Origin of the sequence: Neobacillus sp. KR4-4 (genome assembly GCF_042136325.1) — a bacterium.
GTDB lineage: Bacteria > Bacillota > Bacilli > Bacillales > Cytobacillaceae > Neobacillus.
Window position 1 is genome coordinate 227,310 of record NZ_JBHHJU010000001.1, and the last position, 25,664, is coordinate 252,973.

Sequence of the window (25,664 nt, forward strand, 5' to 3'; positions counted from 1 at the left end):
TCTTTAGATAGATTTTACTTAAGAATGTACTTGTTTAATCTACAATATAAGAATCATCATATAATTGGTCGATTGTTATATCACCTGTTAGCATCCCTGCTTCTTTCGCCGTTTTAACAGCCCATTCAAGCCCTTCAATGTTAGCTTTACCTTTATCTGCTAAAGCAGGCAACACGAAATCAACAGATTTTTCAGCTTCTCCCTGACTCATTTCTAATTTTTCCATTATGATTTGAACCATTTCCTCTTTATTTTCTGGCTTTTTTGCATACTCGGTTGCTTCAGCAATAGCAGCCATAAAGCCTTTTGCTGCTTCCGGATTGTTCTTTAAAAACTCGCCATTGGCAATTAACATGTTGTGATTATACGTTTTCAGGTCATCCCTCATAAGAGATAATTTATGCATTCCGGCAGCTTCTGCTTTTAAATCTGTTGGCTGACTTAGAATGGTTAACTTCGCTTGACCGGTTACTAATGCTTGAAGACGAGTTGAGTTTTCACCGGCTTCTATAATACGGACATCCTTATCAGGTTCCAATCCATTGTGCTGTAACCACCAGCGGAGCTGAATGTCTGTGCCATTTCCTGTCCGATTCGTTGCCACAACTTGTCCTTTAAGATCTTCCGGTTTTTTGATATCTGATGTTGTGTAAATACTATACATGGATTGATCGTCAAATGTCCCAATCAACTTGATATTCGCTCCAGATGCGATGCCATTTATGACTGATTCTGGGAGACTGGAAATAATTTGAAACTCATTTGTCTGAAGTCCTCTAAGCGCAATGACTCCGCCCTGTACCTTTGTAATAGAAACTACAAGATTGTTCTTCTCAAACAGCTTATTCTTTTCAGCAACGAATACTGGCAGATAGCTAGCATTATAGGAAGGGAATGCCATGCTAATGCTCGTTTTTCCATGTTTACTTGTACCATCTCCAGCTTTTACATTTGATTGAGTATTCTCCGTTTTTCCACAAGCACTAAGTATCAAAGCTAGTATCAAGAATGGTACGACGAATAGTTTTTGTGAAAATCCATATACTACTTTTTTCATCATTTAGCCCCCCTAGATTTGTTTTATTAGTACAAGAAATAATATTTACAGTTTTATTGAACGATTCCTTCTACCACCTATCTCCTCCTCATCAAGGAAACGCTTTCACTCCGAAAAAAATTCGGAATGTCTTCGTTATCTTTTAAAAAATATTCTAAATATTACAGTAAATATATTCTCATAAAAAAATAAGCGTGTAATTTGCTTTGTTCTCATATATGGAACGAGCTTAAAAAAATTTTCACTATTGTTAACTTGTAAATATTAACAATGAATGTTATTCATCAACTTACTCCACATTTTACTAAAATAAAAATGAAAACCTATAGTTAACTTTATATAAAAAGAAAGAATGATTAGTTAGACTAATCATTTCTCGAAAATTAAGTATGTAATTATTGCTATCAGTCTATTATTAATTAATAGTAGTCCATTCCCATTCGTTCTGTAATCAGGCTGCTGCAATGTCTGAGTTCACGCACGTATTGCTCGATCTGATTTAAATAAAAAAATGATTTAGAACCGGTAATGCTTATCGCGCCTACCACTTTTCCTAAGTCATTTTTTACAGGTACTGCTACAGAGGAGATTCCATTTCTCAACTCTTCCATTGTTAAAGCAAAATCTTTCTTTCTAATTTCGTTTAAATTTTCTCTCAATTCGTTTGCAGAAACAATTGTTTTATCTGTATATTGAGTCAAACCATCTTCAATTACCCTTTCAACTTCTTTGTCATTTTGGTGAGCTAACAGCATTTTACCAATTGCAGTGCAGTGTGTAGGAATCCGGTCACCGATCTTCGATTTCGTTCCATTATCCCCATCGGGACTTCGCTTAACAAGGTATACCACTCCACCATTATCATATACACCAAGCCGTACAACACGGTTAATAGACTTTGCTAGCTTTTCAAGGATAGTGACTGAAACTCTGCGTAGTTCCATTGAATGATAGACAGTGAAGCCGAGCTCGAATGCAGCGATACCTAATTGATATTTTTGGGTTTCCTGATTTTTTTCGACTAAATTTGATTCATTTAATGTTTTCATAAGCCGGAAAACAGTACTCTTTGCCAGCCCTAATCGAATACTCAATTCAGTTATTCCTAATTCCGTCTCTGTCTTCGAAAATGTCTGTAAAATTCTGATTGCATTATGTACTGAAGACAACATTTTTCGTCCCTCACTTTTTATTTTCATAATATTTTTATTATTATTATTTTAACGACAAATTCCTATTTTTTCAAATGATTTCGCTAAATAGTGTGCCGTATAAAGGGACAGCCTGTTTCCAACACATGCATCCATAAGGCATTATGAAAGATATAATTTTTTATAAAGTAATTGAGAGAGGAAGTTGCCGTATGTCTAAACTATCATTAAGCTTTGCCTGCTGGGATTACGATCGGATCCATGCTCTAACTAATGGTTCTGTTCAAGTAGAAGGAATTGATCTTAATTGGCTGAATATGCCGGTTGAGGAAACCTTTTGGAGAATGATGCGTCACCAAGAATTTGATGTAGCAGAATTATCCTTATCATCTTATTTAGTTGCTAAGGATCGCGGTTATCCTAATTTCACGGCGATTCCCGTTTTTATGTCCCGATTCTTCCGCCATTCCGGCATTTATATCAATAAGAATTCTGGTATAAAAAAACCGGAAGATCTAAAAGGAAAACGAGTTGGGATTCCAGAATATCAGTTAACCGCCTGCCTTTGGATTCGTGGTATACTCCAACATGATTACGGAGTTCATCCAGCCGACATGAACTGGTATATTGGCGGACAAGAAACAGCAGGCCGAATCGAGAAGATTAAGCTTGACCTACCTTGGAATATTAACATCAGGCAAATCGATGATAACCAAACTTTAAATCAAATGCTCGAATCTGGAGAAATAGATGCTTTTATCGCACCACGTGCACCGTCTTGTTTTCTTGAAGGGTCGCCAAATGTTCAGCGTCTTTTTCCTGATTATCCAGCTGTTGAAAAGGAATATTACAAGCGTACCGGGATTTTTCCTATTATGCATGTAGTAGCGATAAAAGATGAAATTTTAGCAGAACATCCATGGGTTGCTCAAAATTTATTCAAGGCTTTTGAGCAGGCAAAACAAAAGGTATATGAGGGTTTCAAGCAAACGGCCGCATTAAAAGTAACACTTCCATGGTTCACTTCTGAATGGGAGAATACGAGAGAACTAATAGGAGAGGATTTCTGGCCATACGGATTAGAAAATAACCGCCAAACCTTAGAAGCGGCTGTAGCCTATTCCTATGAACAGGGAATGATCAAGAACCAATTAAAGATAGAAGATTTGTTTGCCAAATCTACTTTAGAAAAATATACATTATAACAAAAGGTCTTATTATTAGACACAATATTTCGTTAGGCAGCTTGTTGGGCATGAGCTCGGTATTGAACTGGGCTCATGCCTTTTAATTTTGCCTTGATTCTTTTGTGATTATAGTATTTTATATACTTTTCTAGTTCTTGCTTAAAGTGTTCCACACAATTAAAATTGTTAGATTGAATCATCGGAATAAAAATCATTAGTAGTGTCAATTCTTTCAAGGAGTGAATTGTAGCCTGAATCACCTTCTACTTCTGTTCACTCTAACCATACAAATGTACCATCCTCATTTTATTAGCTCATTTTTGTCAATTTCCCTTAAAAGGTTTAAGAAATGCATATCTATTTCTATGTCAGTAAAAAATACGGAAGAGGTGAGAACAAATGGAAATTGATAAGTTATTTTTAATGAACTTTTTAATTTTAGGTTATGAAAATTCTTTAAAAGGCTAAGTGAATAAAAGACTGTTTAAAAGAAAAAATGTAATAACTATGTTTTAAGGAGATGTAATTGAATGGCATTTGAGGAAGGGCTCGCTCAATCAGAAAAAGCTTACAACCAGCTCACTGAGGTTTGTTCTTTATTTGCTAAAACATTGAAAGAAGATTTTCTCTCAACATGGCAATGGTGGTTTGGAGTGGCCCTATTTATTATTCCATGGATTGTTTGGATTATATTTAGGAAAAAAGATAGCACAGGACGCCTTCTTTTAGCAGGCTTAATGACCATTATATTGTCACTTACAATAGATCTTGCTGCCTTATCTCTAGGGTTGTGGTCTTATCCAATGGTAATCATTCCACTAGCCCCCTTTCTGTTTTTACCTTATCACTTCTCTTTAGCACCAGTTGGGATCATGCTTGCTCTACAAATAAAGCCAAAAATGAATCCCTTGTTAAAAGGAGTCGTATTCGCTGCAATTAGTGCTTTTGGAGGAATGAATTTCTTTGATGCAATCGACTTTTATAACCCTAAAAATTGGTCCACTTTATATGATTTTATTATTTTTTTAACTCTTTACTTTGTCGCTTATTCAGTTACAAAGATGGAGAGCTATACTCAATTAGATAAGAGATAAAATATTCGATTGTGACATTAGGTGTTCTATTCTTTATATCAAATGAATATAATGACAAAGTTAAACTTGTCCAGAGGTGAATATTTTGGAGATTTTTGGTTTGTCATTTGCAGTATTATTGAAAGTTATAGTAATCAATATTGTATTAAGTGGAGATAATGCAGTTGTGATTGCAATGGCGTCACGAAATGTTCCAAAGAAACAGCAAAAGAAAGCAATCTTTTGGGGAACCTTTGGAGCGATTATTTTACGGTTACTATTTGCAGTAGTCATTGTTAACCTGCTTGACGTACCGTTCGTTACCTTTATTGGCGGCCTTCTGCTCGTGTATATTGCCATTAAATTATTAATTGGTGAGGAGGAGGAACATCTGAAAGAGGGCGGGTCAAGTTTATTTTCCGCTGTCAAAACAATTATCATTGCAGATGCTGTCATGTCTCTTGATAATGTCCTAGCTATTGCGGGGGCAGTTGGTGGGAATTTGGGCGGTATTGTGATCGGTGTGATTGTAAGTGTTCCAATTGTTGTCTTTGGAAGCCAGTTAATATTAATAGCAATGGAGAAGTACCCGATTATCTCTTATGCAGGCGCTGGAATCTTATCATGGACTGCAGGAGAAATGATTGTCGAGGAACCCGAATTTGTATCATTTCTCACTCGTGATTTACAGTTATTGATTCCTACTGCAATTACAGTCTTTGTTATTGGTTTTGGGTATTTACTAGCAAGGAAAAGACTAGTATAGAAGTGAAAAGGGCGATGCAAGAATTTGCAACGCTCTTTATTTGAATTGGCAAAATTTCATGAGTTATTTATGATTTGATTTCTGTCTTCTGATTGAGGTGGTTCCTCAAACCATTTATGCTTGATCATAATTTCAATCCCTTCTTGACCATAAAAATAGATATCTTTGGCTAGGAGGGCTAATTTTAAGGAGATATCATTTCTTAATGTAAAAAATGTACCAAAGCTATTTCCTACGATGCAAAATCCATTTAGAAAGGCGATACAATGCATCATTAGTTTGTCCGAAAATGGGGCAATGTTTGACGTTGTTACTGTACCCCCTGAATGGGCCGAAAACTGTATATCATTATCCAAAAGAATGCCTTGGAATATTTTAACTTGTTTTTTTGCAAGTTCTTTCCCTTTTTCAAAATATTTTCTAACTTCTTTGTTCTGCGCGCATTGAGCAAATCCTGTAATAAGCTGCATTCCAATGTTATTAGTCTCTATTCCATGATGAAGTACACCAAGTTCAATGTCGTTTAATGCCCGTTTAGAATTAAATGGGTTAAAGCCGTTCATATATTCTTTACTCTTAATAAATTCTGTTGTTTTTGGCATTGTCACTTTTGGTGGAAGGGCTAAGATTCCTTTTTCCAGTAAATATAGGGTGGCTAACTTATAAATTTTGTGGGTAACAGTCGTAAGTCCTTCATAAATCTTTATCACATCATCGTTATATGCCATATTCATGTTAATGGTGTACATACCCATGCTTACTTCTTTTAATACTCGTATAAACATCACGTCAAATCCATTGTCAAATAATTTGGGCGCTTCTAAATTGACATCTTCTTTTCTAAAACCAATTGGAATAACGACCCCTTGCTGGCTAAATATTTTCTCAATTTCTATAACATAGTAATTTAACTCCTGCCATAAGCCACCTAAGATATTCCTGGCTTCCTCGTCATCCGCTTTTTTCATGAAATATTCTAAAATTCTCATAATAAGAGTTTTTTCTTGGTATGTAAGCCAAAGGGTTCCTACCTCTGATGAGCTTATCGGATTTGTTAAAATCAAAAGGATCCCACCTTCTTTAAATATAAATAAATTATTCCCGAGGCAGTGGGTAATCATTCGAAAATCAGTTTTTTTAAACTAAAACGTCTTTTCCTTAATCGAATTGCCAGCGAAAATAAGCGGAGATTTTCCGGTTATATTTAGAATGGAGATTGTTTCGGGGGAAATAAGCGGAGATTTTCCGCTTATGAAAAGAAAAATCTTCCATTTTCACGTTTTTCGAATACATAGGCGGAATTTCTCCGTCTATTTGAGCCTTTTTTAATGATAATTTAGACTTAAGCGGAATTTCTCCGGTTATTTATCAGATCGGGTACTTAAAAATGGAAGATATCCTCCAATATCAATTTCTTGAAAAAAACTAATAAAGTATTGGTTAAGTATTGGTGATGTTTGTGTTATATTATATAATAAATGGATATATGGGTATTATTAAGCCAGAACTAGGGTGAACTAAAATGATGAAAGAGAAGCGTATCAAAAAAATTCAGGAATATGTTATTGAACATCAATCAGTGTCATTAGACGAACTGATTACAGTTTTTGAGGTTTCTAAAAATACCATTAGACGAGATATTCAAGAATTAGTTCACCGTGGAGAACTGAAGAAAGTTTATGGCGGGGTTACTACCGTTCGTAAAAGACTTGAATCCTTTCAAGATAGAAAGATACGTAACAAAGGGCAAAAAGAATCAATTGTGAAAAGAGCCTCAAGTTATGTGGAAGATGGCGATATTATTTTCATTGATTCAGGAACCACGACAATCGGATTGTTTGAATTTTTAAAGGAAAGACAGCTGACCATATTTACGAATAGTATTGATTTTATTCTTCGTGCCATTCCATTTGAACATTTGAATGTCATCTCAATCGGAGGAATGCTTGATCCTAAAACCAATTCGTTTAGTAACCCACGAAGTTTGGACTTACTAAAAGATTACAATATTAAGAAAGCGTTTATGGCATCTACTGGTATCTCATTAGCAAACGGTGTAACGAATGCATCTCCTCTAGAAAGTGAATTGAAAAAGACAATTGTTGACAGAAGTTCCGAGGTTTATTTATTGGTAGACCATGACAAGTTTGATAAATATGGATTAATGACCTATTGCAGTTTAGCTGAGATCGATTATCTAGTAACCGATAAGCTCCCAAGTAATTCCTATCAGGAATACGCTAGGAATAATGCCATACAACTAATCATAGCCAATTAAAAAACCCAATAAATGACTTTACATTTTTTAAAAATATAACCAAGGTTTTGGTTAGTTGTTGGTAATATATATGTTATAATTGTAGACGATAACAATTTATGATGCAGAAAACTAGGGTGAAACGGATATGATTAAAGAGAAACGTTTAAAAAAGATTCAAGAATATGTTAATGAGCATCAATCAGCGTCATTAGACGAATTAGTTACAGTTTTTAATGTATCTAAAAATACGATAAGACGCGATGTCCAAGAATTGGTGGACCGCGGGGAACTTAAAAAAGTTTATGGCGGGGTATCCGTCGTTCAAAGTAAGCTCGAATCTTTCCAAGTAAGACAAGTGCGTAACCAGGATCGGAAAGAATTAATTGCAAAAAAGGCAGCAAGTTACGTGGAAGATGGGGATTTTATTTTTATTGATTCAGGCACGACTACAATTGAAATGCTTGAATATTTAAAGGACAAACAAGTGACTGTTTTTACAAATAACATTGATTTTATTGTTGATTCACTTCCATATGAAAAAATAAATGTTATCACAATCGGTGGTATGCTTGAACGTAAAACCAAATCATTTGTAAACCCGCGAAATATGGATTTGCTAAAAGATTATAATATTAAGAAAGCCTTTATGGCTTCCACGGGGATTTCCTTAACAAATGGTGTAACCAACGCATCCCCCCTAGAGAGTGAATTGAAAAAGATCGTTGTGAATAGAAGTGCAGAGGTCTATTTATTGGTAGACCAGGATAAATTTGATAAATATGGTTTAATGACCTATTGCGGTTTTGATGAAATTGACTATATTGTTACCGACGCGCTTCCGAATGAAACCTATCAAGAATATGCTAAGAAAAATGGCATACAACTTGTTATGGCTGACTAGTGGAATCTTTCAAAATCCCCTTCAATTGTGGCTAACGCCACGAAAGAAGGGGATTTTTTGTAAATATTTATGGCTCTCACATATTCTCATAAAAAAATAATAAAAAAATATTGATTGTAGGTACGTTTCGTATTAATATGTACATATAGATAACCAAGAGTTACCCAACATATAATAAAAATTTTGGGTATATGAAGGTTATCAATCATGAAATCGATTTGGGATTTATATGCGGCTAAAAAATATTTTGGAATGAGTAGAGAATTACATTACATATTAAGAGTAATAAAGAGTATTTACTTTTTAATAGTAATACAAAACATAATTGACATGTTGTTGCTTACAAAAGAAAGGGGAAAATGAGAATGCGTTTAGCTTACGATCCGTCACATTATCGTGACAACACAAATTTAAAAGATACTATCGATGCAGTTGCCAGATTAGGGTATGAATGGGTGGAGTTATCTCCGCGTAAAGATTTTATTTGGTTTAATCAATATCCAAAGGTTGATAAGCAGCTGATAAAAGATTTAAAAAGATATTGTTCAGATGCCGGCGTTCAAATCTCTTCCGTGCTTCCTGTTCAGCAATGGTCTTCGCCAAACGAAGAAGTACGCCAGGCTGCAGTAAGGAATTGGAAACGTTGTATTGAAATCACTTCTGAATTAGGAGTTGATTTAATGAACAGCGAATTTGCCGGTGACAAAAGCCGTCCAGTCGAAAGTGAAGCTGCTTTTGTAAAATCAATGGACGAGTTAATGCCGATCTTTGAACAAGAAGGTATTAAACTAAATTTACAATCTCATCCCCATGATTTTATTGAGTTGAACACGGAGGCAATTCAAATGATTCGTGCACTTGATAAAGATTGGATTAAGTTGGTATATTCAGTAGCACATGCTTTCTTTTATGATGATGGTATTGGTGATGTAGCCAAACACTTAGATGAAGCAGGAGATTTACTCGCACATGTCCTAATTGCTGATACGCTTAATCATAAAGCGGCATTTGGATTACGTTATATCATTAATCCGCCTGATGCAAACGTAACCATCCATCAACATTTGAATCCTGGCCAAGGGGAAGTAAACTTCGATGCATTATATCGGAAATTAAGAGAAATGAAATTTGATGGAATTGTAACAAATTCAGTATTCGCGTTTCCTGATAAACCAGAGTGGTCCAATGAAGTTACGTTGAAATCCATTAGAGAGGGATTATATATTTAATCGTGTGTAGAAACTCTTTTCTGGGTCGGAAAATCTCATAAATTAAAGCCTTTCCTCAGTGTTTGATGAGGAAAGGCTTTTTTAGATTCTATCTCTTTTAGTAAATTCCTAAAGCTTGTCAATGAATTCTCGTAGTTCCAAAAACTTTACATCCAAATGGAAGAATAAGTATTGACGGCAGCCTGAATAAATACTATGATATAATCATAACTTAACCAAAATATACTCAATATTTAATAGTGAGTTGATAAATTGGTTGAAATACTACTTTTAATAGGGGGAGAGAAATATGCCGTTAATTCGCTTTGATTTAATACAGGGCCGGGATGATAAAGCTTTAAAACAATTATTAGATGCTTCCCACCGAGCCGTTGTAAAGGCCTTTGGCGTACCTGAAAGAGATCGTTACCAAATAATAAATCAACATCCTGTCAATGAATTAATCATTGAAGATACTGGATTAGGATTCGAGAGGAGCCATGATTTAGTCATTGTGAGTGTAACAAGTACCCAAAGAAGTGACAAGCAAAAGAAATCCTTTTATAAACTCTTGGTACAAGAGCTTGGTGAAAGCTGTGGAATTGCCCCAAATGATATTATGGTTTCTATTGTTACCAATGGGGCGTCTGACTGGAGCTTTGGATTTGGAGAAGCACAGTTTTTAACTGGTAAATTGTAAGGAGCCTAGGGCCGAAATGATGTTAATTCGATACTAAAAAAATATTAAAAAATAGTTGACTGAAAGCGTTTATAGTATTAAGATGTAATCAAAGATAACCAAAACATAACCAACAAGTAACAAATAATTAAAAGTATCTTACCAGTTAACTAGAGTCTCAATCGTTTCGAAATTAAAAATTACTCAAAAAATGATAAGAAGTTTTTCTTAAGGAGGAAAAAAGATGTCTAAAGTATTAACACAGGTAAAGAAACTAAAAAATTACATAAATGGTGAATGGGTTGAAAGTAAAGCGACTCAATTCGAAAATGTGTACGATCCTGCGAAAAAAGAAGTCATTGCCCAGGTTCCCCTTTCAACAAAAGAAGAAATTGATTATGCCATAGAAGTAGCAGCAAAAGCATTTGAAAGCTGGAAAAATGTACCTGTTCTAAAACGTACGAAAGTCCTGTTCAACTTCCAGCAACTATTAGAAAAAAACAAGCAAGAATTGGCTAAAATCATTACAATAGAAAATGGTAAGAATCTTACAGAAGCACTTGGGGAAGTAGGGCGCGGAATTGAAAATGTAGAATTTGCATCAGGTGCTCCTACACTGATGATGGGAGATTCACTTTCAACAATTGCAACAGATGTGGAGGTCACAAATTATCGTTATCCAATCGGTGTTGTTGGCGGAATTACACCATTTAACTTCCCAATGATGGTACCATGCTGGATGTTCCCAACCGCCATTGCCGTTGGAAATACCTTTGTTCTTAAACCATCTGAAAGAACACCATTATTGGCTAATAGATTAGCAGAACTATTAGAAGAAGCTGGTCTTCCTAAGGGCGTATTTAATGTGGTTCATGGTGCACATGATGTAGTAAACGGACTGTTAGACCATCCAGAAGTAAAAGCTATTTCATTCGTAGGTTCAAAGCCAGTTGGAGAATATGTTTATAAGCGCGGAAGCCAAAATTTAAAACGTGTTCAAGCCTTAACAGGTGCGAAAAACCATTCCATCGTATTAAACGATGCAGATTTAGAACTTGCCACAACTAACGTTATCGCTTCAGCGTTTGGTTCTGCTGGCGAACGTTGCATGGCTTGCGCCGTTGTAACAGTAGAAGAAGGAATTGCAGATGAATTTCTTGAGAAATTAGTCGAGAAATCAAAAGCAGTCAAGATCGGACATGGCCTTGATGAGGGTGTATTCTTAGGACCAGTTATTCGCGAACAAAATCAGCAGCGTACATTAGGATATATTCAAACAGGTATTGATGAAGGTGCTAAACTAGTATGTGATGGCCGTGAAAATGCCCCTGAAGAAGGATATTTTGTAGGGCCAACGATTTTCGACGATGTGACAACCGATATGACCATCTGGAAAGATGAAATTTTCGCACCAGTACTTTCAATCGTTCGTGTTAAACATCTAAAAGAAGCTGTTGAAACAGCCAATAAATCTGAGTTTGCAAATGGTGCATGTATCTATACATCAAACGCTTCGTCCATTCGTTACTTCCGTGAAAATATCGATGCAGGAATGCTGGGAGTTAACTTAGGTGTTCCAGCACCAATCGCTTTCTTCCCTTTCTCAGGATGGAAATCTTCCTTCTATGGAACATTACCTGCCAACGGAAAAGACGGCGTTGAATTCTATACACATAAAAAAGTTGTTACGGCTAATTATAAAACACCAAAATTTGAATAAGTGATAGCAACATAAAATGCTATTATCCTGTCCTCTACGGTCAGGATAATAGCTATTACATAGATAGGAGAGGATTACAAGGTGAGTAAATTGCTCCGAAAGCCCAACACAATCGAAACGGCACCAGGAGTTACCATCGTTCAAGATGTAACTAATGAAAATTCCCCTTTAGAATATGTTGGTTTCAAATTAGTAGATATAGCCCCGGGTGCTAAGTATACAGAAGACTTAAGTAAAGTAGAATGCTGCATAGTTGCTTTGACAGGAAAAATAAATGTGTCGGCTGGCGAAGAGGTTTTTGAAAATATTGGCACAAGGGAAAGCGTTTTCGAAAAGAAACCAACCGACAGTGTCTATGTTTCCAATGATCGTTCTTTTGAGGTAAAGGGTGTTACACAAGCTCGTGTGGCTCTATGCTACTCTCCTTCAAACAATCAACTCCCAACAAAGTTAATAAAGGCTGAAGAGAATGGAATTGAAAATAGAGGAAAATACAGCAATAAGCGTTTAGTGCATAACATCTTACCTGATTCAGACCCGTCTGCAAATAGCTTGCTAGTTGTAGAAGTAATCACAGAAAGCGGAAACTGGTCAAGCTATCCGCCGCATAAGCATGATCAAGATAACTTGCCGGATGAATCCTTTTTAGAAGAAAGCTACTATCATGAAATGAACCCGCGGCAAGGATTTGTATTCCAACGCGTCTATACAGATGACCGTTCCCTTGATGAAACAATGGCAGTTGAGAATGGCGATGTCGTATTAGTACCGGCAGGCTATCATCCAGTTGGTGTACCTGATGGTTATGAGTCCTATTATTTAAATGTAATGGCAGGGCCAACACGTATCTGGAAATTCTACAACGAACCAGCCCATGAATGGATTCTAAACCGAAAATAAAGGAGTGGCTTTAATCATGAAAATTCAATTTCATTCTGATAGAGAGTTCGATCTTATTTCCATCGGCCGTGCTTGCATGGACTTGAACGCAGTGGAATACAATCGTCCAATGGAAGAAACGATGACATTTAAAAAGTATGTAGGCGGTTCACCAGCAAATATCGCCATCGGTTCATCAAAGCTAGGTTTAAAAGCAGGATTCATTGGGAAACTCGCCGATGATCAGCATGGCCGGTTTATTGAGCAATATATGAGCGGAGTGGGTGTTGATACATCCAACATGGTGGTGGATCAAGAAGGTCATAAGACAGGTTTGGCTTTTACAGAGATTAAAAGTCCGGAAGAGTGCAGCATTCTCATGTACCGTGATGAAGTCGCAGATCTTTATTTACAGCCTTCAGAAGTAGATGAAAATTATATTAAAAGAGCAAAAGTTCTGCTTGTTTCCGGCACCGCTCTTGCAAAAAGCCCTTCTCGTGAAGCGGTGTTAAAAGCGATTCAACTAGCAAAGAAAAATGATGTAAAAGTAATATTCGAATTAGACTATCGCGGATATACATGGACATCTCTTGAAGAAACATCCGTTTATTATACATTAGTGGCACAGCAGGCAGATGTTGTTGTTGGTACACGCGATGAATTTGATGTCATGGAAAATGTGACTGAAGGCAGCAACGCAGCAACGATTGAACAGTTGTTTAAGCATTCTCCAGAATTAGTTGTGATCAAACATGGTGTAGAAGGTTCCTATGCCTATACAAAGTCAGGAGAAACATTTAGAGGCCGCGCTTACTTAACAAAAGTATTAAAAACGTTTGGCGCAGGCGATTCTTACGCATCTGCCTTCTTATACGCTTTAATCACAGGCAAGGATATTGAAACCGCTCTTAAATTCGGCAGTGCCTCTGCAGCAATTGTAGTAAGTAAACATAGTTCTTCAGAAGCAATGCCAACCGTTGCAGAAATTGAACAATTGATTGAAGAAAGAACGGAAAAAGCAGAACAATTAAGCTAGAGGTGAAAATAGCCATGGGGAAAATTAGATTAACAACGGCACAAGCTTTAATTAAATTTTTAAATCAGCAACATATCCATGTGGATGGTAAAGAATCTTTATTTGTTGAAGGAATCTTTAATGTATTTGGACATGGGAATGTTTTGGGGATTGGGCAGGCACTTGAGCAATACTCAGGACATTTAAAAGTGATTCAAGGGAAAAACGAACAAGGGATGGCGCATGCCGCGATTGCCTACAGTAAACAAATGCTTCGTCAAAAGATCTATGCAGTCACGACATCTGTTGGACCAGGTTCAGCCAACTTGGCGGCAGCGGCTGGGACTGCCTTGGCAAATAATATTCCTGTTTTGTTTATCCCGGGTGATACCTTTGCAACCAGACAGCCTGATCCTGTTTTACAACAAGTAGAACAAGAATATAGCTTAGCTGTCACGACAAATGATGCCTTAAAGCCGGTCTCTAGATATTGGGACCGGATTACACGCCCAGAACAGTTAATGCCAAGCTTGCTTCGTGCCTTCGAAGTGATGACCGACCCAGGAAAAGCAGGCCCGGCAACGATTTGTATTGCGCAGGATGTCGAAGGGGAAGCGTATGACTATGATGAAAAATTCTTTGAAAAACGCGTCCATTATGTTGATCGTAAACCATCGGTAGAGCGCGAACTTAAGGGAGCTGCTGAACTGATCCGCGCAAGTAAAAAACCGGTCATTTTAGTGGGCGGTGGCGCAAAATACTCCCAAGCACGTGATATTTTAATTTCGCTTTCAGAAAAACATAATATCCCATTAGTAGAAACACAGGCGGGTAAAGCAACGGTAGAGTCCGATTTTAAAAATAATTTAGGTGGAATGGGTATTACCGGTACACTTGCAGCCAATAAAGCAGCACGTCAAGCCGATTTATTTATTGGAATTGGAACACGATATACCGATTTTGCGACTTCTTCCAAAACGGCCTTTGACTTTGACCAAACCAAGTTTTTAAACATCAATGTCAGCCGTCTGCAAGCATATAAAATGGATGCCTTCCAAGTTGTCGCAGATGCAAAAACAACATTAGAGCAATTGGCTCCATTATTAGAAGGATATGAAAGTGATTTTGGCAGTGAAATTGCTGATTTGAAAGCGGAATGGAATACCGAACGTGACCGTTTGAGTCAAGTAACATTCCAACGTGAAAATTTCCTTCCGGAAGTTAAAAATCATTTTTCACAAGAAGTACTAAATGAATATGCGGACGCACTTAACACAGAGCTGGCTCAGACGACCGCATTACTAGCTGTGAATGAGACCATTTCACCTGATAGTGTGATCATCACTGCAGCCGGGTCCCTTCCAGGGGACGTACAGCGGATTTGGAATACGTCTGAACCAAATACGTACAATGTTGAGTACGGCTACTCATGCATGGGGTATGAGGTTTCCGGTGCATTAGGGGTAAAATTAGCAGAGCCTACGAAAGAGGTATATTCACTAGTAGGGGATGGAAGCTTCCTATTATTGCATTCTGAATTCATTACTTCAATTCAATATGGACAAAAAATCAATATTGTCCTCTTTGATAATTCAGGCTTTGGATGTATCAACAATTTACAAATGGATCATGGCAGTGGCAGTTACTTCTGTGAATTTAGAACCCATGATAATAAAATCTTAAATATTGATTATGCAAAAGTGGCGGAAGGATATGGTGCAAAAACCTACCGCGTCAATACAGTCGAGGAATTGAAAGCAGCTTTAGAAGATGCGAAGAAACAGGAAGGCTCAACTCTAATCGATATTAAAGTTCTTCCTAAAACAATGACTGACGGCTATGAGAGCTGGTGGAATGTCGGTGTGGCAGAAGTATCTGATAAAGAAAGCATTCAAAAGGCATTTGAGTTAAGAAAGCAAAAATTAGAAACTGCAAAACAATACTAATAAGCTAAAAACAACATGAGGTTGGATCAAATTCACATGAATTTGATCTGGCTTAATTAGTTTGAAAATTCAGATTAGAGAGGTGGGATGGAAATGATCGCAACATCAAGATTAGTTCCGATGAAAGAAATGCTTGAGAAAGCGAAACAAGAAAAATATGCAGTAGGGCAATTTAATATCAACAGCTTTCAATGGGCAGAAGCAATGCTAGAGGCGGCTGAGGAGGAACGGTCGCCTATCATTGTGGCCTCATCCGATAGATTAGTAGATTATTTGGGCGGATTTAAGACGATTGCTACGATGGTAAATAGAATTGTAGAGGAAAAGAAGATTACGGTACCAGTTGCCCTGCATCTTGATCATGGAAAAAGTGTGGAAAGATGTAAGGAAGCCATTGATGCTGGATATACTTCCGTTATGATTGACGGTTCGCACTATTCCATTGAAGAAAACATTGCCATGACAAAGCAAGTGACGGATTATGCCCGACTTCACGGTGTGACAGTTGAAGCTGAGGTCGGGACTGTGGGCGGTAACGAAGATGGTCTCATCGGCGGCATTAATTACGCGAATTCACAGGAATGTTTACGGCTTGTTCAAGAAACAGAAATAGATGCATTGGCAGCGGCCCTTGGCTCTGTACATGGCCCCTACCAAGGAGAACCACAATTAGGGTTCGCTGAAATGAAAGAGATTTCAGAATTAACCAATGTGCCACTTGTATTACATGGCGGTTCAGGCATCCCATTACACCAAATCCATCAAGCAATTGAACTAGGGCATGCCAAAATTAATGTGAATACAGAATGCTTGCAGGCGTGGACGAAAGCTGTCCGAAATGTACTAGAGAACGATAAAGAAGTGTATGACGCCCGGGCAATCCTTACACCAGGTAAGGAAGCTGTGAAAGAAACAGTCAAAGAGAAGATTAGAGAGTTTAGATCAAGCAATAAAGCATAAAATCAACCGGGCGATGCTTGTAACGGGTTCGGTTAGCTATCACAAATAATAATAAATGACTATCAAAATGTATGCTAATTTGATAGTCATTTTTTATTGGGATATAGCCATTCCTATAGAAAAAATACTGGAATTTGAATTTTTTCATAGCTTTCAGATGAAAATAGTGTCTATTGGCTACCCAGAAGGATCAATTTGAAAGCTTTCGGTCGTCAATAGGACTATTGGCTACCCAGAAGGATCAATTTGATAGCTTTCGGTCGTCAATAGGGTCTATTGGCTACCCAGTTGAATCATTTTCATAGCTTTCAGTCGTCAATAAAATCTTTTGGAGACAATGGTAAATCATTTTCTCAGTTTACGGTTCACAATAGGTTCTATTTATACAATGGGGTGTTCTTTTCTTTGAATTAGAAAAAAGAATGAATAATCACTTAATAACCATCCTTGCTTTCTTGCACCTAAACAGATAGCACTGCAAAATACGATGTAAATTAAAGTTTTTCAATAGGAAACCGTGCCGTTACGATCTTTGCCCGGTTTTTTTCTTAAGAATGATTAAAATGGAGGTGGTATGCCTGAGTACATTACGATCAAATAGAAACAAATATCTTTTTATTGTTGTTTCGTTTCTATTGTGGTTTCCGCAATTTCTCTATGTTCCTATTTTTTCACCCTATATGGAAGCGTTGGGCGGAAAGTATACATTTATTGGGATTGTATTGAGCAGCTACGGGGTTATGCAGCTTTTATGCAGACTCCCAATTGGCATCTTTTCTGATGTAAAAAAAGTTAGGAAACCATGTATCATTTTTGGCATGTTGGTCAGCATGTTAAGTTGTGGCATCTTTTTACTAACAGATAGTTTAGGTTGGGCTCTTGCAGCCCGTGCACTTGCAGGAATTTCAGCAGCTACGTGGGTTGCCTTTACAGTCTTATATCCAAGTTATTTTGCTGATCATGAAGTCCATCGGGCAATGGGGAGTATTTCATTTATTGTCGTACTTGCCCAGTTTTTAGGGATGAGTTTCAGTGGTTCAATCGTAAGTGAATGGGGTTGGAAAGCTCCATTTTGGTTGGCTGTATCTTTCAGCATTCTCGGTGTAATCCTGTCCCTGTTTATTTTTGAATCAAAGGAAGGGATAGAGAGAGAGCCGCTAAAGGTGAAGGAATTAGCGGCTGTTATAAAAGAACGATCATTGTTGAAGGTGGCTCTTTTATCGATTTTGGCACATAGTATTATTTTTTCAACGATGTTTGGCTTTACATCCAACTATGCTCTCCATATTGGCTTTACGAAAAGTGAGCTAACTTGGCTCGTGTTTGCGTTTATGATTCCTCACGCCATTGCGACTCTTTTTATGGGTAGAGTATTGGTTCCACTTTTGGGTGAATGGAATGCCCTAAAAACGGCCTTTTTCCTTGCCTCTGTTTTTACGTTACTGATTCCGTTCGTTCAGAGTAAAGGATTATTAATGACCGTACAGATTTTTAGCGGATTTTCACTGGGCTTAATTTTCCCGTTGCTGTTGGGATTGGCCATTGAAAAAATTGCACCCGAAAAAAGAGCGACCGCTATGGGTGCCTACCAGGCGATTTATGCTGTAGGTATCTTTGCAGGACCATTTTTTGCGGGGATCTTTAATTCGATGATGGGAATTAAAGCGGGTTTTTATTTTGTGGGGATACTTGGACTAGTGGCTACGTTCCTAATTATCAGTTGGAGTAGAAATCATGCAGATTCTTTACCAATTATTTTGAAACGTTTTAAAGAAAAAAGAAATGAGGGTGTTTAGTGTTATTCTCTATGTAGTATTAAAAAGTTCGGTTTTTTTTTGAGTAAAAGAGCTTCCCCTTTATATTTATAAAGGGGAACTTTTTACTTTTTAAGTGGATCACTCTTTCAAAGCATTTTTAAGTTTTGAATACTAGTTCTCAGGTAAATAGAATATATGATAAAGTAATTGACATATTTCATCATTTTGTTATGTTATTAAGTATTGGTGCGCACCAATACTTATACTCTTTTGTTAAGCGCTTAATTAAAAAGGGGGAGAATTATGAAGATTACGCAGTACAAATCAAAGATTCCTATATACTTTCATCTTTTTTTCATTGTCGTAACGTTCATTTATTGGTTTTCAATGTATATTTATGTGCCCGTTTTTGTACCTTACATTTATCATCTGGGTGGAACGGCAGCACTGGCAGGATTAATTGTAGGAAGTTATGGGATCATGCAAATTATTTTAAGATTTCCAATGGGTATTTTATCTGATATGTGGGGGAATCGAAAGCCATTTATTATCTTAGGACTTGCCACAACTGTTATAAGTTGTTTGGGGTTTGCTCTTAACGAAAGCCTAACTTTTGCCTTAATTTCCCGAGTTATTGCAGGAGTTACGGCTTCAACATGGGTTGCTTTTACCGTTTTATATGCGAGTTATTTTGAAAAGAAAGAGTCAACAAAAGCAATGGGGAATATTCAATGTATAACAGTTTTAGCCCAATTAACAAGTATGGGACTAAGTGGTTATTTCGTAGGAAAATGGGGGTGGAAAGCACCTTTTTACTTTGGAGCGTGCATTGGCATAATTGGCTTTATCATGTCATTTTGGATAAAAGAAATAGATAAAAAGGATTTAGTAAAGCAAAAAATTCAGATACAAAAAATAGTGAAAAATCCTTTGATTTTAAAGGTTGCTTTGCTATCGGCACTTGCTCATTCCATCCTTTTTATTACAATGTTTGGTTTTACTACAAGCCAAGCACTAAACATTGGTGCATCAAAGGAGAGTTTAATGACTCTTGTATTTAGTTTTATGATTCCTCATGCTTTTGCACCAATTGTTACTGGTCGGTATTTGCTTCCTCATTTCAACAGATGGCATATTTTGTTTGCGGGTTTTTTAGTTTCTGCGGTGTTTTCCATTCTTATTCCAATTGTTACAGATTTACCAATGCTTTATGTAACACAGGTATTTAATGGATTTGCTCTTGGATTGTTAATTCCACTATTAATGGGTATTGCAATTCAGGAAATACCAAAGAATAGGTATGCTACAGCAATGGGGTTTTTTCAGTCCTTTTATGGGATTGGAATTTTCTTAGGTCCTTTGATTGCAGGTAAGTTAACTCAAATATTCGGATTAGAAAGTGCTTTTTATTTAGCTGGGTTTTTAGGTTTTTTAGGAACGGTGTTATCAATGATCTCATATAAGGTAGAACTACTAAATAGCTGTCAAAAAGACTATAGAACTAAGGCTATTCAGTAGTTACAGGAACAAATATGAAAATGAAGGATTCATTTTACAAAGGATTACTGAAAATTTTTGTTGCATTCTAAATTTTCATATAATATACTCAAATCAAGAAATGTTAAGCGCTTAAGTAAATGGTTAAACAAGTTAATCATGTTTAGTAATCAGCTAATATTAGATCAAAGTGGAATTTACTATTGTTTTCTGATTTTTGTTATAATATAATTCAAGAAGAAAGCGTTTCATTTGGATTGTTGATTAGTTAAGCGCTTTAATATTAACTTAAGTTAATTGTATTTCTTTAAAAGTCAGAGGTTCTAGTGAGAATTCGAGATGTTTATAGAAATCTAGTTTAGTAATTAAGCGAAAGATTCCGAGTTTTAGTAGCTCGTAATAATTAATTCGCAAAAAAATTTATTCAATTGGTTAAGCGGTTAACGAATATTCAGGTTAATAAAACAGTTAAAGGTGCAGGTGGAACTATGAAGGAAAAAATAAGATGTGCTGTCTTTGGAGTTGGAAGGTTAGGATATTTTCATGCTGAAAATCTTGCAACACGCATAAAAGGTGCTGAATTAGTAACAGTAGTTGCCACAAGAAAAGAGAGCGCCGAAAAGGTGGCTCGTGAGTTGGGGGTGAAAAAGTGGACGACAAATCCACAAGAAGTGTTTGATGATCCAACGATTGATGCGGTTGTAATTGTTACCCCTACAAAAACACATGCTGAATTAATTATTCAAGCAGCAAGAAGTGGCAAACACATATTTGTAGATAAACCTTTGACAGAAACATTAGATGAGGCAGATCTAGTTATCCAGGAAATTCAGAAGAATAACGTTTATTGCCAAGTTGGGTTCATGAGAAGATTTGACCCAGCATACGCAGAAGCACGACGGCGAATTATGAATGGGGATATTGGGAGACCCATCTATTTCAAAGGAGTTAGTCGAGATCCAGGCTCACCTCCAGAAGAATATATTAAGACAAGTGGAGGCATTTTCTTGGATTTAGCTATTCATGAATATGATATTGCTCGTTTCTTAATTGGAGATGATGTCCATTCTATTAAAACATTTGGCAATGTATTAGTTCATCCATTTATGAATAAATACGGAGATGTAGATCAATCAATAACTTTTATGAAATTCCAAAATGGAGCAGCGTGCGATATCGAAGCGAGTCGTAATTCGACATTCGGTTATGATATCAGAGGTGAAGTGGTTGGAACTGAAGGATCTATTCAGATTGGCTCTCTCCAATATCACGACATAAAGATCTTAACTAATAAAGGAAGCGTTCATGATAATATTCCGAGTTTTCCTGTTAAATTCAAAGATGCTTTCTTGCATGAATTGACTCACTTTATAGAGTGTCTTCAAAGAAATGAGCGACCACAAGTTACAGAGATAGATGGAAAAATTGCATTAGAAATTGCTGCTGCTGCTACTAAGTCTTTTGAAACAAAAGAAATTGTAATTCTTAAATAAACTATTAAAAAGATAATGCTAGTAATGTAAATTGGAGGGAAATCGAATGGAAACAATTCGTTTAACAATGGCACAGGCGCTATTAAAATTCTTAGATAATCAATACATTGAATTCGATGGTGAGGAAAGGAAATTTATCCAGGGTGTCTTTGGAATTTTTGGTCATGGAAATGTGACAGGGATGGGTGAAGCTTTAGAAACTCATACCGGGGGATTAACTTATATTCAAGGGAAAAATGAACAAGGGATGGTACATACAGCGGCAGCTTATGCAAAGCAAAAAAACAGACTTGAAATTTTTGCTTGTACTACATCAATTGGACCTGGTGCTTTAAATATGGTTCCTGCTGCAGGTACTGCAACAGTAAATCGAATTCCAGTTTTGTTATTACCAGGCGATAACTTTGCTAATCGTCAGCCAGATCCTGTTTTACAACAAATCGAAGATCCTACAGATTACACGATTGCTGCAAGTGATGCATTTAAACCAGTAAGTAAATATTGGGATCGGATTCAAAGGCCCGAACAGCTAATGACTGCAGCATTAAATGCAATGCGTGTATTAACAGATCCAGTAGATACGGGTGCAGTTACACTAGCTTTACCACAAGATGTACAAAGTGAAGCATACGATTATCCTGCTGAATTCTTTAAAAAGAGAATTCATTATATTGAGAGAAGAAATCCTGCACCAAAAGCAGTTCAACGTGCTGTCGAGTTAATCTCTAGAAAGAAAAACCCCGTAATTATTGCGGGTGGAGGAGTCCATTATTCATTTGCAACAGACCAATTGAAAACGTTCTCCGAAGCTTTTCAAATTCCTGTTGGAGAAACCCAAGCCGGGAAAAGCGCTCTTGCGTGGGATTATTCTCTAAATATGGGCAGTATTGGCTCGACGGGATCATTAGCTTCAAACATCTTAGCAAAAGAGGCTGATTTAGTTATTGGGGTAGGAACTAGATTAACTGATTTCTCCACATCATCTAAATCAGCATTTCAAAACCCAGATGTAGAGTTTTTAGGTATTAATGTTAGTTCTTCTGATGCACTAAAATTAGATGGACTATCATTCGTATCAGATGCAAAGGTAGGACTGGAAATCTTAACAGAAGAATTAAAAAAACAAGGATATAAAACATCTTATGAAGAGAGTTATCTTCAATCATTGAAAGAAAATTGGACTGCAGAAGTAGATAAATACTTTGCTGATCAAAGAGAAGAAGGACTTTCACAAACTCAGGTTTTAGGCGAAATCAATAAAACTATCGATGACAAAGATGTTATTATTGCCGCAGCCGGAAGTTTGCCAGGAGATCTACACCGTTTATGGAGAAATTCAAATCCAAAGACGTATCATATGGAATATGGATTCTCTTGTATGGGTTATGAGGTAGCTGGTGCTTTAGGAATTAAGTTGGCAGAGGAAAATCAGGAAGTATATGCCATTGTGGGGGATGGGAGTTATTTAATGCTCCATTCAGAACTAGTAACAAGTCTTCAAGAAAATAAGAAGATTAATATTCTTTTATTTGATAACCATGGATTCCAATGTATTCATAATCTGCAAAGAGGACAAGGAAGTGACGGGTTTGGAAACGAGTTCCGTTATCGTTCTAAAGAGGACAACCGTTTGACAGGGGATTATATGCCAATCGATTTTGCAGCAAACGCTCGAAGCCTTGGTGCCAAGGGATATACAGTTCATACAGCAGAAGAATTAAGAGCGGCATTGGAACAAGCTAAGAAGGAATCCGTTTCAACATTAATTGATATAAAAGTATTACCTGGTACTTGTACAACTGGATATGAATCATGGTGGCGTCTTGGTGTAGCGGAAGTGTCAACAAGTGAAAAAGTTAGAAAAGCTCACGATAATATGGAAAGAAAAATTGCTGAAGCTAGAAAATATTAAAATATTAAGTAACTAGTTAAAGGAGATAAATAAAATGAGTAATCTACTTGCAAGTAATCTACTTGTTACACCAGAACAAAAGGGTGATAAAAACGGTAAAGTGATATCCGTAACACCTGAATCTGCAGGTTGGAAATATGTTGGATTCGAAGTTTATAAGCTAAAAGAAGGTCAAACTTTAGAAAATAAAACATTGGACCAAGAAACAGTTATTGTATTAGTTTCTGGCCGTGCGAATGTTCAAACAAAACTTAAATCTTGGGAAAATATCGGAAAAAGAATGAGCGTATTCGAAAAAACTCCTGCATATTCCGTATATATTCCAAACGACGATCAATATAAGGTAGAAGCATTAACAGAGCTTGAAATTGCTGTATGTAAAGCACCTGGAAAGGGAACATATGGAGCTAGACTGATTGCTCCAGAAGATGTAGACGTGTCAAAACGGGGATCAGGCAGTATGGAACGTGAAGTCCAAACTATTTTATCAGAATCAGATCTAGCAGATAGCCTATTTGTGATTGAAGTGTTTACACCAGCTGGAAACTGGTCAAGCTACCCACCGCATAAACACGATGAGGATAATTTACCTCAAGAAGGATACCTAGAGGAAACCTATTATCATAAAATGAATCCTGTTGAGGGAGGTTTTGCTCTACAACGGGTTTATACAGATGATAACTCGTTAAACGAAACTATCGTTGTAAAGGATAGCGAACTAGTACTTATTCCGAAAGGGTATCATCCAGTTTCAGCACCTCCTGGATATGAATTATATTATTTAAATGTGATGGCGGGTCCTGTTCGGACATGGAAGTTTACGAATGATAAAGATCATGCGTGGTTAATGAAATAATATTTTACAGAATAAAGGAAATTCATAGCCGTAGAAAAACAACGTTATGAATTTCCTAATGGATAAACAAACTTTGAACCTTTATTGAATAGAGAGGATGAATAAAATGAAAGAGGCAATTCGTACAGCGGTATTAGGGTTAGGAAGATTAGGTTATTGGCATGCAGAAAATCTTGTTTCCAAAATTAAAGGAGCTCAATTAGTAAGCGTTGTTGATCCTCTTGAGGGAAGAGCGGAACAAGTAGCAAGAGAATTAGGAGTTGAAAAATGGTCACAAAATCCTAATGATATTTTTGAAGACGATACAATTGATGCAGTAGTCATTGTAACACCAACGAGTACTCATGCAGATATGATTACACGTGCTGCAAAGAATGGTAAACAAATTTTTGTAGAAAAGCCATTAACACATACATTAGATGAAGCTGATGAAGTAATCAAAGCTATTAATGAAAATAATGTTTCTTGCCAAGTTGGATTTATGAGACGATTTGACCCAGCTTATGCTGAAGCTAAAAAGAGAATTGAAGCTGGTGATATCGGGAAGCCAATTTATTTTAAAGGTGTAAGCCGTGACGGTAACGTTCCACCGGAAGAATTCATTAAGCATAGTGGCGGAATCTTTTTAGATGTAGCGATTCACGATTATGATATTGCTCGTTATTTAATGGGGCAAGAGATAGTGTCTATAACATCTACCGGCAATATTTTAATGGAATCCAATAAATTTATGGAAAAATACAATGATGTGGATCAAGCCATGACATACTTCACTTTTGATTCAGGTGCAGCCGGAGATATTGAAACGATGAGAATTGCTCCTTATGCTTATGATATTCGGGGAGAAGTGGTTGGCACAGAAGGTTCCATTCAAATTGGTTCGATGAGATATAATGATGTGAAAGTATTAACTTCTAAAGGAAGTCAACATGATTTAATTCCTGATTTCCCAACCCGATTTAAAGATGCATATTTACTAGAAATGGTTCATTTTATTGATAGTTTGCGAAAAGGTGTTAAACCGATTTGTACAGAAATTGATGGAAAGGCAGCATTGGAAATTGCAGCCGCGGCGACTAAATCTTTTAAAACTGGAAAGACAATTGAATTAAACAGTAAATTCCTCACATTACAAAATTAAAATTAAACAGCCAATGAAAGTTCTTTACCCATTAAAACTAACAAGACTCCATAAGGAAGACTAAGGATAGTTAGGTGGGTAAGGACTTTCTTTGAAAATAAAATACGGAATATTATAAATATTTTATAAACTAAATTATAAAGTATAATGAAGATAGTAGGAAACTAGAATTAAAAATCATCTACCGATCACTATAGTATGGGTGA

At 36.6% G+C, this 25,664-nt stretch carries 21 protein-coding genes and 1 pseudogene; 18 read left to right on the forward strand and 4 right to left on the reverse strand.

Translation table 11 applies throughout. The features are described from left to right. Positions 1–34: 34 nt before the first annotated feature. Both ACE198_RS01085 and ACE198_RS01090 read right to left on the reverse strand, forming a co-directional pair. Positions 35–1,057, reverse strand: coding sequence for an ABC transporter substrate-binding protein (locus ACE198_RS01085; protein ID WP_375374386.1), 1,023 nt, complete (start codon positions 1,055–1,057; stop codon positions 35–37). A 419-nt stretch (positions 1,058–1,476) separates the two neighbouring features. After that, positions 1,477–2,229 (reverse strand): IclR family transcriptional regulator, encoded by a 753-nt coding sequence (locus tag ACE198_RS01090; RefSeq protein ID WP_375374387.1) that lies wholly within the window; start codon positions 2,227–2,229, stop codon positions 1,477–1,479. A gap of 191 nt (positions 2,230–2,420) precedes the next feature. Here ACE198_RS01090 and ACE198_RS01095 point away from each other — a divergent pair, with 191 nt between their 5' ends. Then, positions 2,421–3,413 carry an ABC transporter substrate-binding protein gene (locus ACE198_RS01095; protein ID WP_375374388.1) on the forward strand — a complete coding sequence of 331 codons (993 nt, stop codon included), beginning with the start codon at positions 2,421–2,423 and terminating at the stop codon, positions 3,411–3,413. A gap of 32 nt (positions 3,414–3,445) precedes the next feature. Here the strand turns inward: ACE198_RS01095 and ACE198_RS01100 are convergent. Continuing rightward, positions 3,446–3,589: pseudogene (locus tag ACE198_RS01100) on the reverse strand (IS3 family transposase); the annotation flags it as partial. Between the two features lie 336 nt (positions 3,590–3,925). Between ACE198_RS01100 and ACE198_RS01105 the strand changes: the two are divergent. Both ACE198_RS01105 and ACE198_RS01110 read left to right on the forward strand, forming a co-directional pair. Continuing rightward, on the forward strand, positions 3,926–4,489 hold the full coding sequence (locus tag ACE198_RS01105; protein ID WP_375374389.1) for a CBO0543 family protein: 564 nt from the start codon (positions 3,926–3,928) through the stop codon (positions 4,487–4,489). A gap of 100 nt (positions 4,490–4,589) precedes the next feature. Further along, on the forward strand, positions 4,590–5,234 hold the full coding sequence (locus ACE198_RS01110) for a TerC family protein (protein ID WP_251460855.1): 645 nt from the start codon (positions 4,590–4,592) through the stop codon (positions 5,232–5,234). 56 nt (positions 5,235–5,290) lie between these two features. Here the strand turns inward: ACE198_RS01110 and ACE198_RS01115 are convergent, their stop codons facing one another. After that, the gene (locus ACE198_RS01115) at positions 5,291–6,298 is read right to left on the reverse strand and encodes a DUF3231 family protein (protein WP_375374390.1); all 1,008 of its coding nucleotides are present in this window, start codon (positions 6,296–6,298) and stop codon (positions 5,291–5,293) included. Between the two features lie 458 nt (positions 6,299–6,756). Between ACE198_RS01115 and ACE198_RS01120 the strand changes: the two genes are divergently transcribed. The 15 genes from ACE198_RS01120 (at position 6,757) to iolG (ACE198_RS01190) (ending at position 25,458) form a co-directional block, all read left to right on the forward strand. After that, on the forward strand, positions 6,757–7,512 hold the full coding sequence (locus ACE198_RS01120; protein ID WP_375374391.1) for a DeoR/GlpR family DNA-binding transcription regulator: 756 nt from the start codon (positions 6,757–6,759) through the stop codon (positions 7,510–7,512). A gap of 127 nt (positions 7,513–7,639) precedes the next feature. Further along, entirely contained in the window at positions 7,640–8,395 is a 756-nt protein-coding gene (locus ACE198_RS01125; protein ID WP_375374392.1) for a DeoR/GlpR family DNA-binding transcription regulator, read from the forward strand. Positions 8,396–8,760: 365 nt separating this feature from the next. Next, positions 8,761–9,624 carry a sugar phosphate isomerase/epimerase family protein gene (locus tag ACE198_RS01130; RefSeq protein WP_251460865.1) on the forward strand — a complete coding sequence of 288 codons (864 nt, stop codon included), beginning with the start codon at positions 8,761–8,763 and terminating at the stop codon, positions 9,622–9,624. Between the two features lie 289 nt (positions 9,625–9,913). Next, on the forward strand, positions 9,914–10,303 hold the full coding sequence (locus ACE198_RS01135; protein WP_375374393.1) for a tautomerase family protein: 390 nt from the start codon (positions 9,914–9,916) through the stop codon (positions 10,301–10,303). A 223-nt stretch (positions 10,304–10,526) separates the two neighbouring features. Beyond that, entirely contained in the window at positions 10,527–12,002 is a 1,476-nt protein-coding gene (locus ACE198_RS01140) for a CoA-acylating methylmalonate-semialdehyde dehydrogenase (RefSeq protein ID WP_375374394.1), read from the forward strand. Between the two features lie 81 nt (positions 12,003–12,083). After that, positions 12,084–12,902 (forward strand): 5-deoxy-glucuronate isomerase, encoded by an 819-nt coding sequence (iolB, locus tag ACE198_RS01145; protein WP_375374395.1) that lies wholly within the window; start codon positions 12,084–12,086, stop codon positions 12,900–12,902. A 16-nt stretch (positions 12,903–12,918) separates the two neighbouring features. Continuing rightward, positions 12,919–13,917, forward strand: a complete 999-nt coding sequence (gene iolC / locus ACE198_RS01150; protein WP_375374396.1) for a 5-dehydro-2-deoxygluconokinase — start codon at positions 12,919–12,921, stop codon at positions 13,915–13,917. A 14-nt stretch (positions 13,918–13,931) separates the two neighbouring features. Further along, complete coding sequence (gene iolD, locus ACE198_RS01155; RefSeq protein WP_375374397.1) at positions 13,932–15,842, forward strand: 3D-(3,5/4)-trihydroxycyclohexane-1,2-dione acylhydrolase (decyclizing); 1,911 nt, start codon at positions 13,932–13,934, stop codon at positions 15,840–15,842. A gap of 93 nt (positions 15,843–15,935) precedes the next feature. Next, positions 15,936–16,802: a class II fructose-1,6-bisphosphate aldolase gene (gene fba, locus ACE198_RS01160; RefSeq protein ID WP_375374398.1), complete on the forward strand. Its 867-nt coding sequence runs from the start codon at positions 15,936–15,938 to the stop codon at positions 16,800–16,802. A 563-nt stretch (positions 16,803–17,365) separates the two neighbouring features. Beyond that, positions 17,366–18,598 (forward strand): MFS transporter, encoded by a 1,233-nt coding sequence (locus ACE198_RS01165; protein WP_375374399.1) that lies wholly within the window; start codon positions 17,366–17,368, stop codon positions 18,596–18,598. Between the two features lie 264 nt (positions 18,599–18,862). After that, a complete protein-coding gene (locus ACE198_RS01170) occupies positions 18,863–20,077 on the forward strand; it encodes an MFS transporter (RefSeq protein WP_375374400.1) in 1,215 nt (404 codons plus the stop codon). A gap of 467 nt (positions 20,078–20,544) precedes the next feature. After that, positions 20,545–21,549, forward strand: coding sequence for an inositol 2-dehydrogenase (gene iolG / locus ACE198_RS01175; RefSeq protein WP_375374401.1), 1,005 nt, complete (start codon positions 20,545–20,547; stop codon positions 21,547–21,549). A 46-nt stretch (positions 21,550–21,595) separates the two neighbouring features. Next, positions 21,596–23,461: a 3D-(3,5/4)-trihydroxycyclohexane-1,2-dione acylhydrolase (decyclizing) gene (gene iolD / locus ACE198_RS01180; protein ID WP_375374402.1), complete on the forward strand. Its 1,866-nt coding sequence runs from the start codon at positions 21,596–21,598 to the stop codon at positions 23,459–23,461. Positions 23,462–23,495: 34 nt separating this feature from the next. After that, a complete protein-coding gene (gene iolB, locus ACE198_RS01185; protein ID WP_375374403.1) occupies positions 23,496–24,317 on the forward strand; it encodes a 5-deoxy-glucuronate isomerase in 822 nt (273 codons plus the stop codon). A 106-nt stretch (positions 24,318–24,423) separates the two neighbouring features. Then, on the forward strand, positions 24,424–25,458 hold the full coding sequence (gene iolG, locus ACE198_RS01190; protein WP_375374404.1) for an inositol 2-dehydrogenase: 1,035 nt from the start codon (positions 24,424–24,426) through the stop codon (positions 25,456–25,458). Positions 25,459–25,664 lie beyond the last annotated feature (206 nt).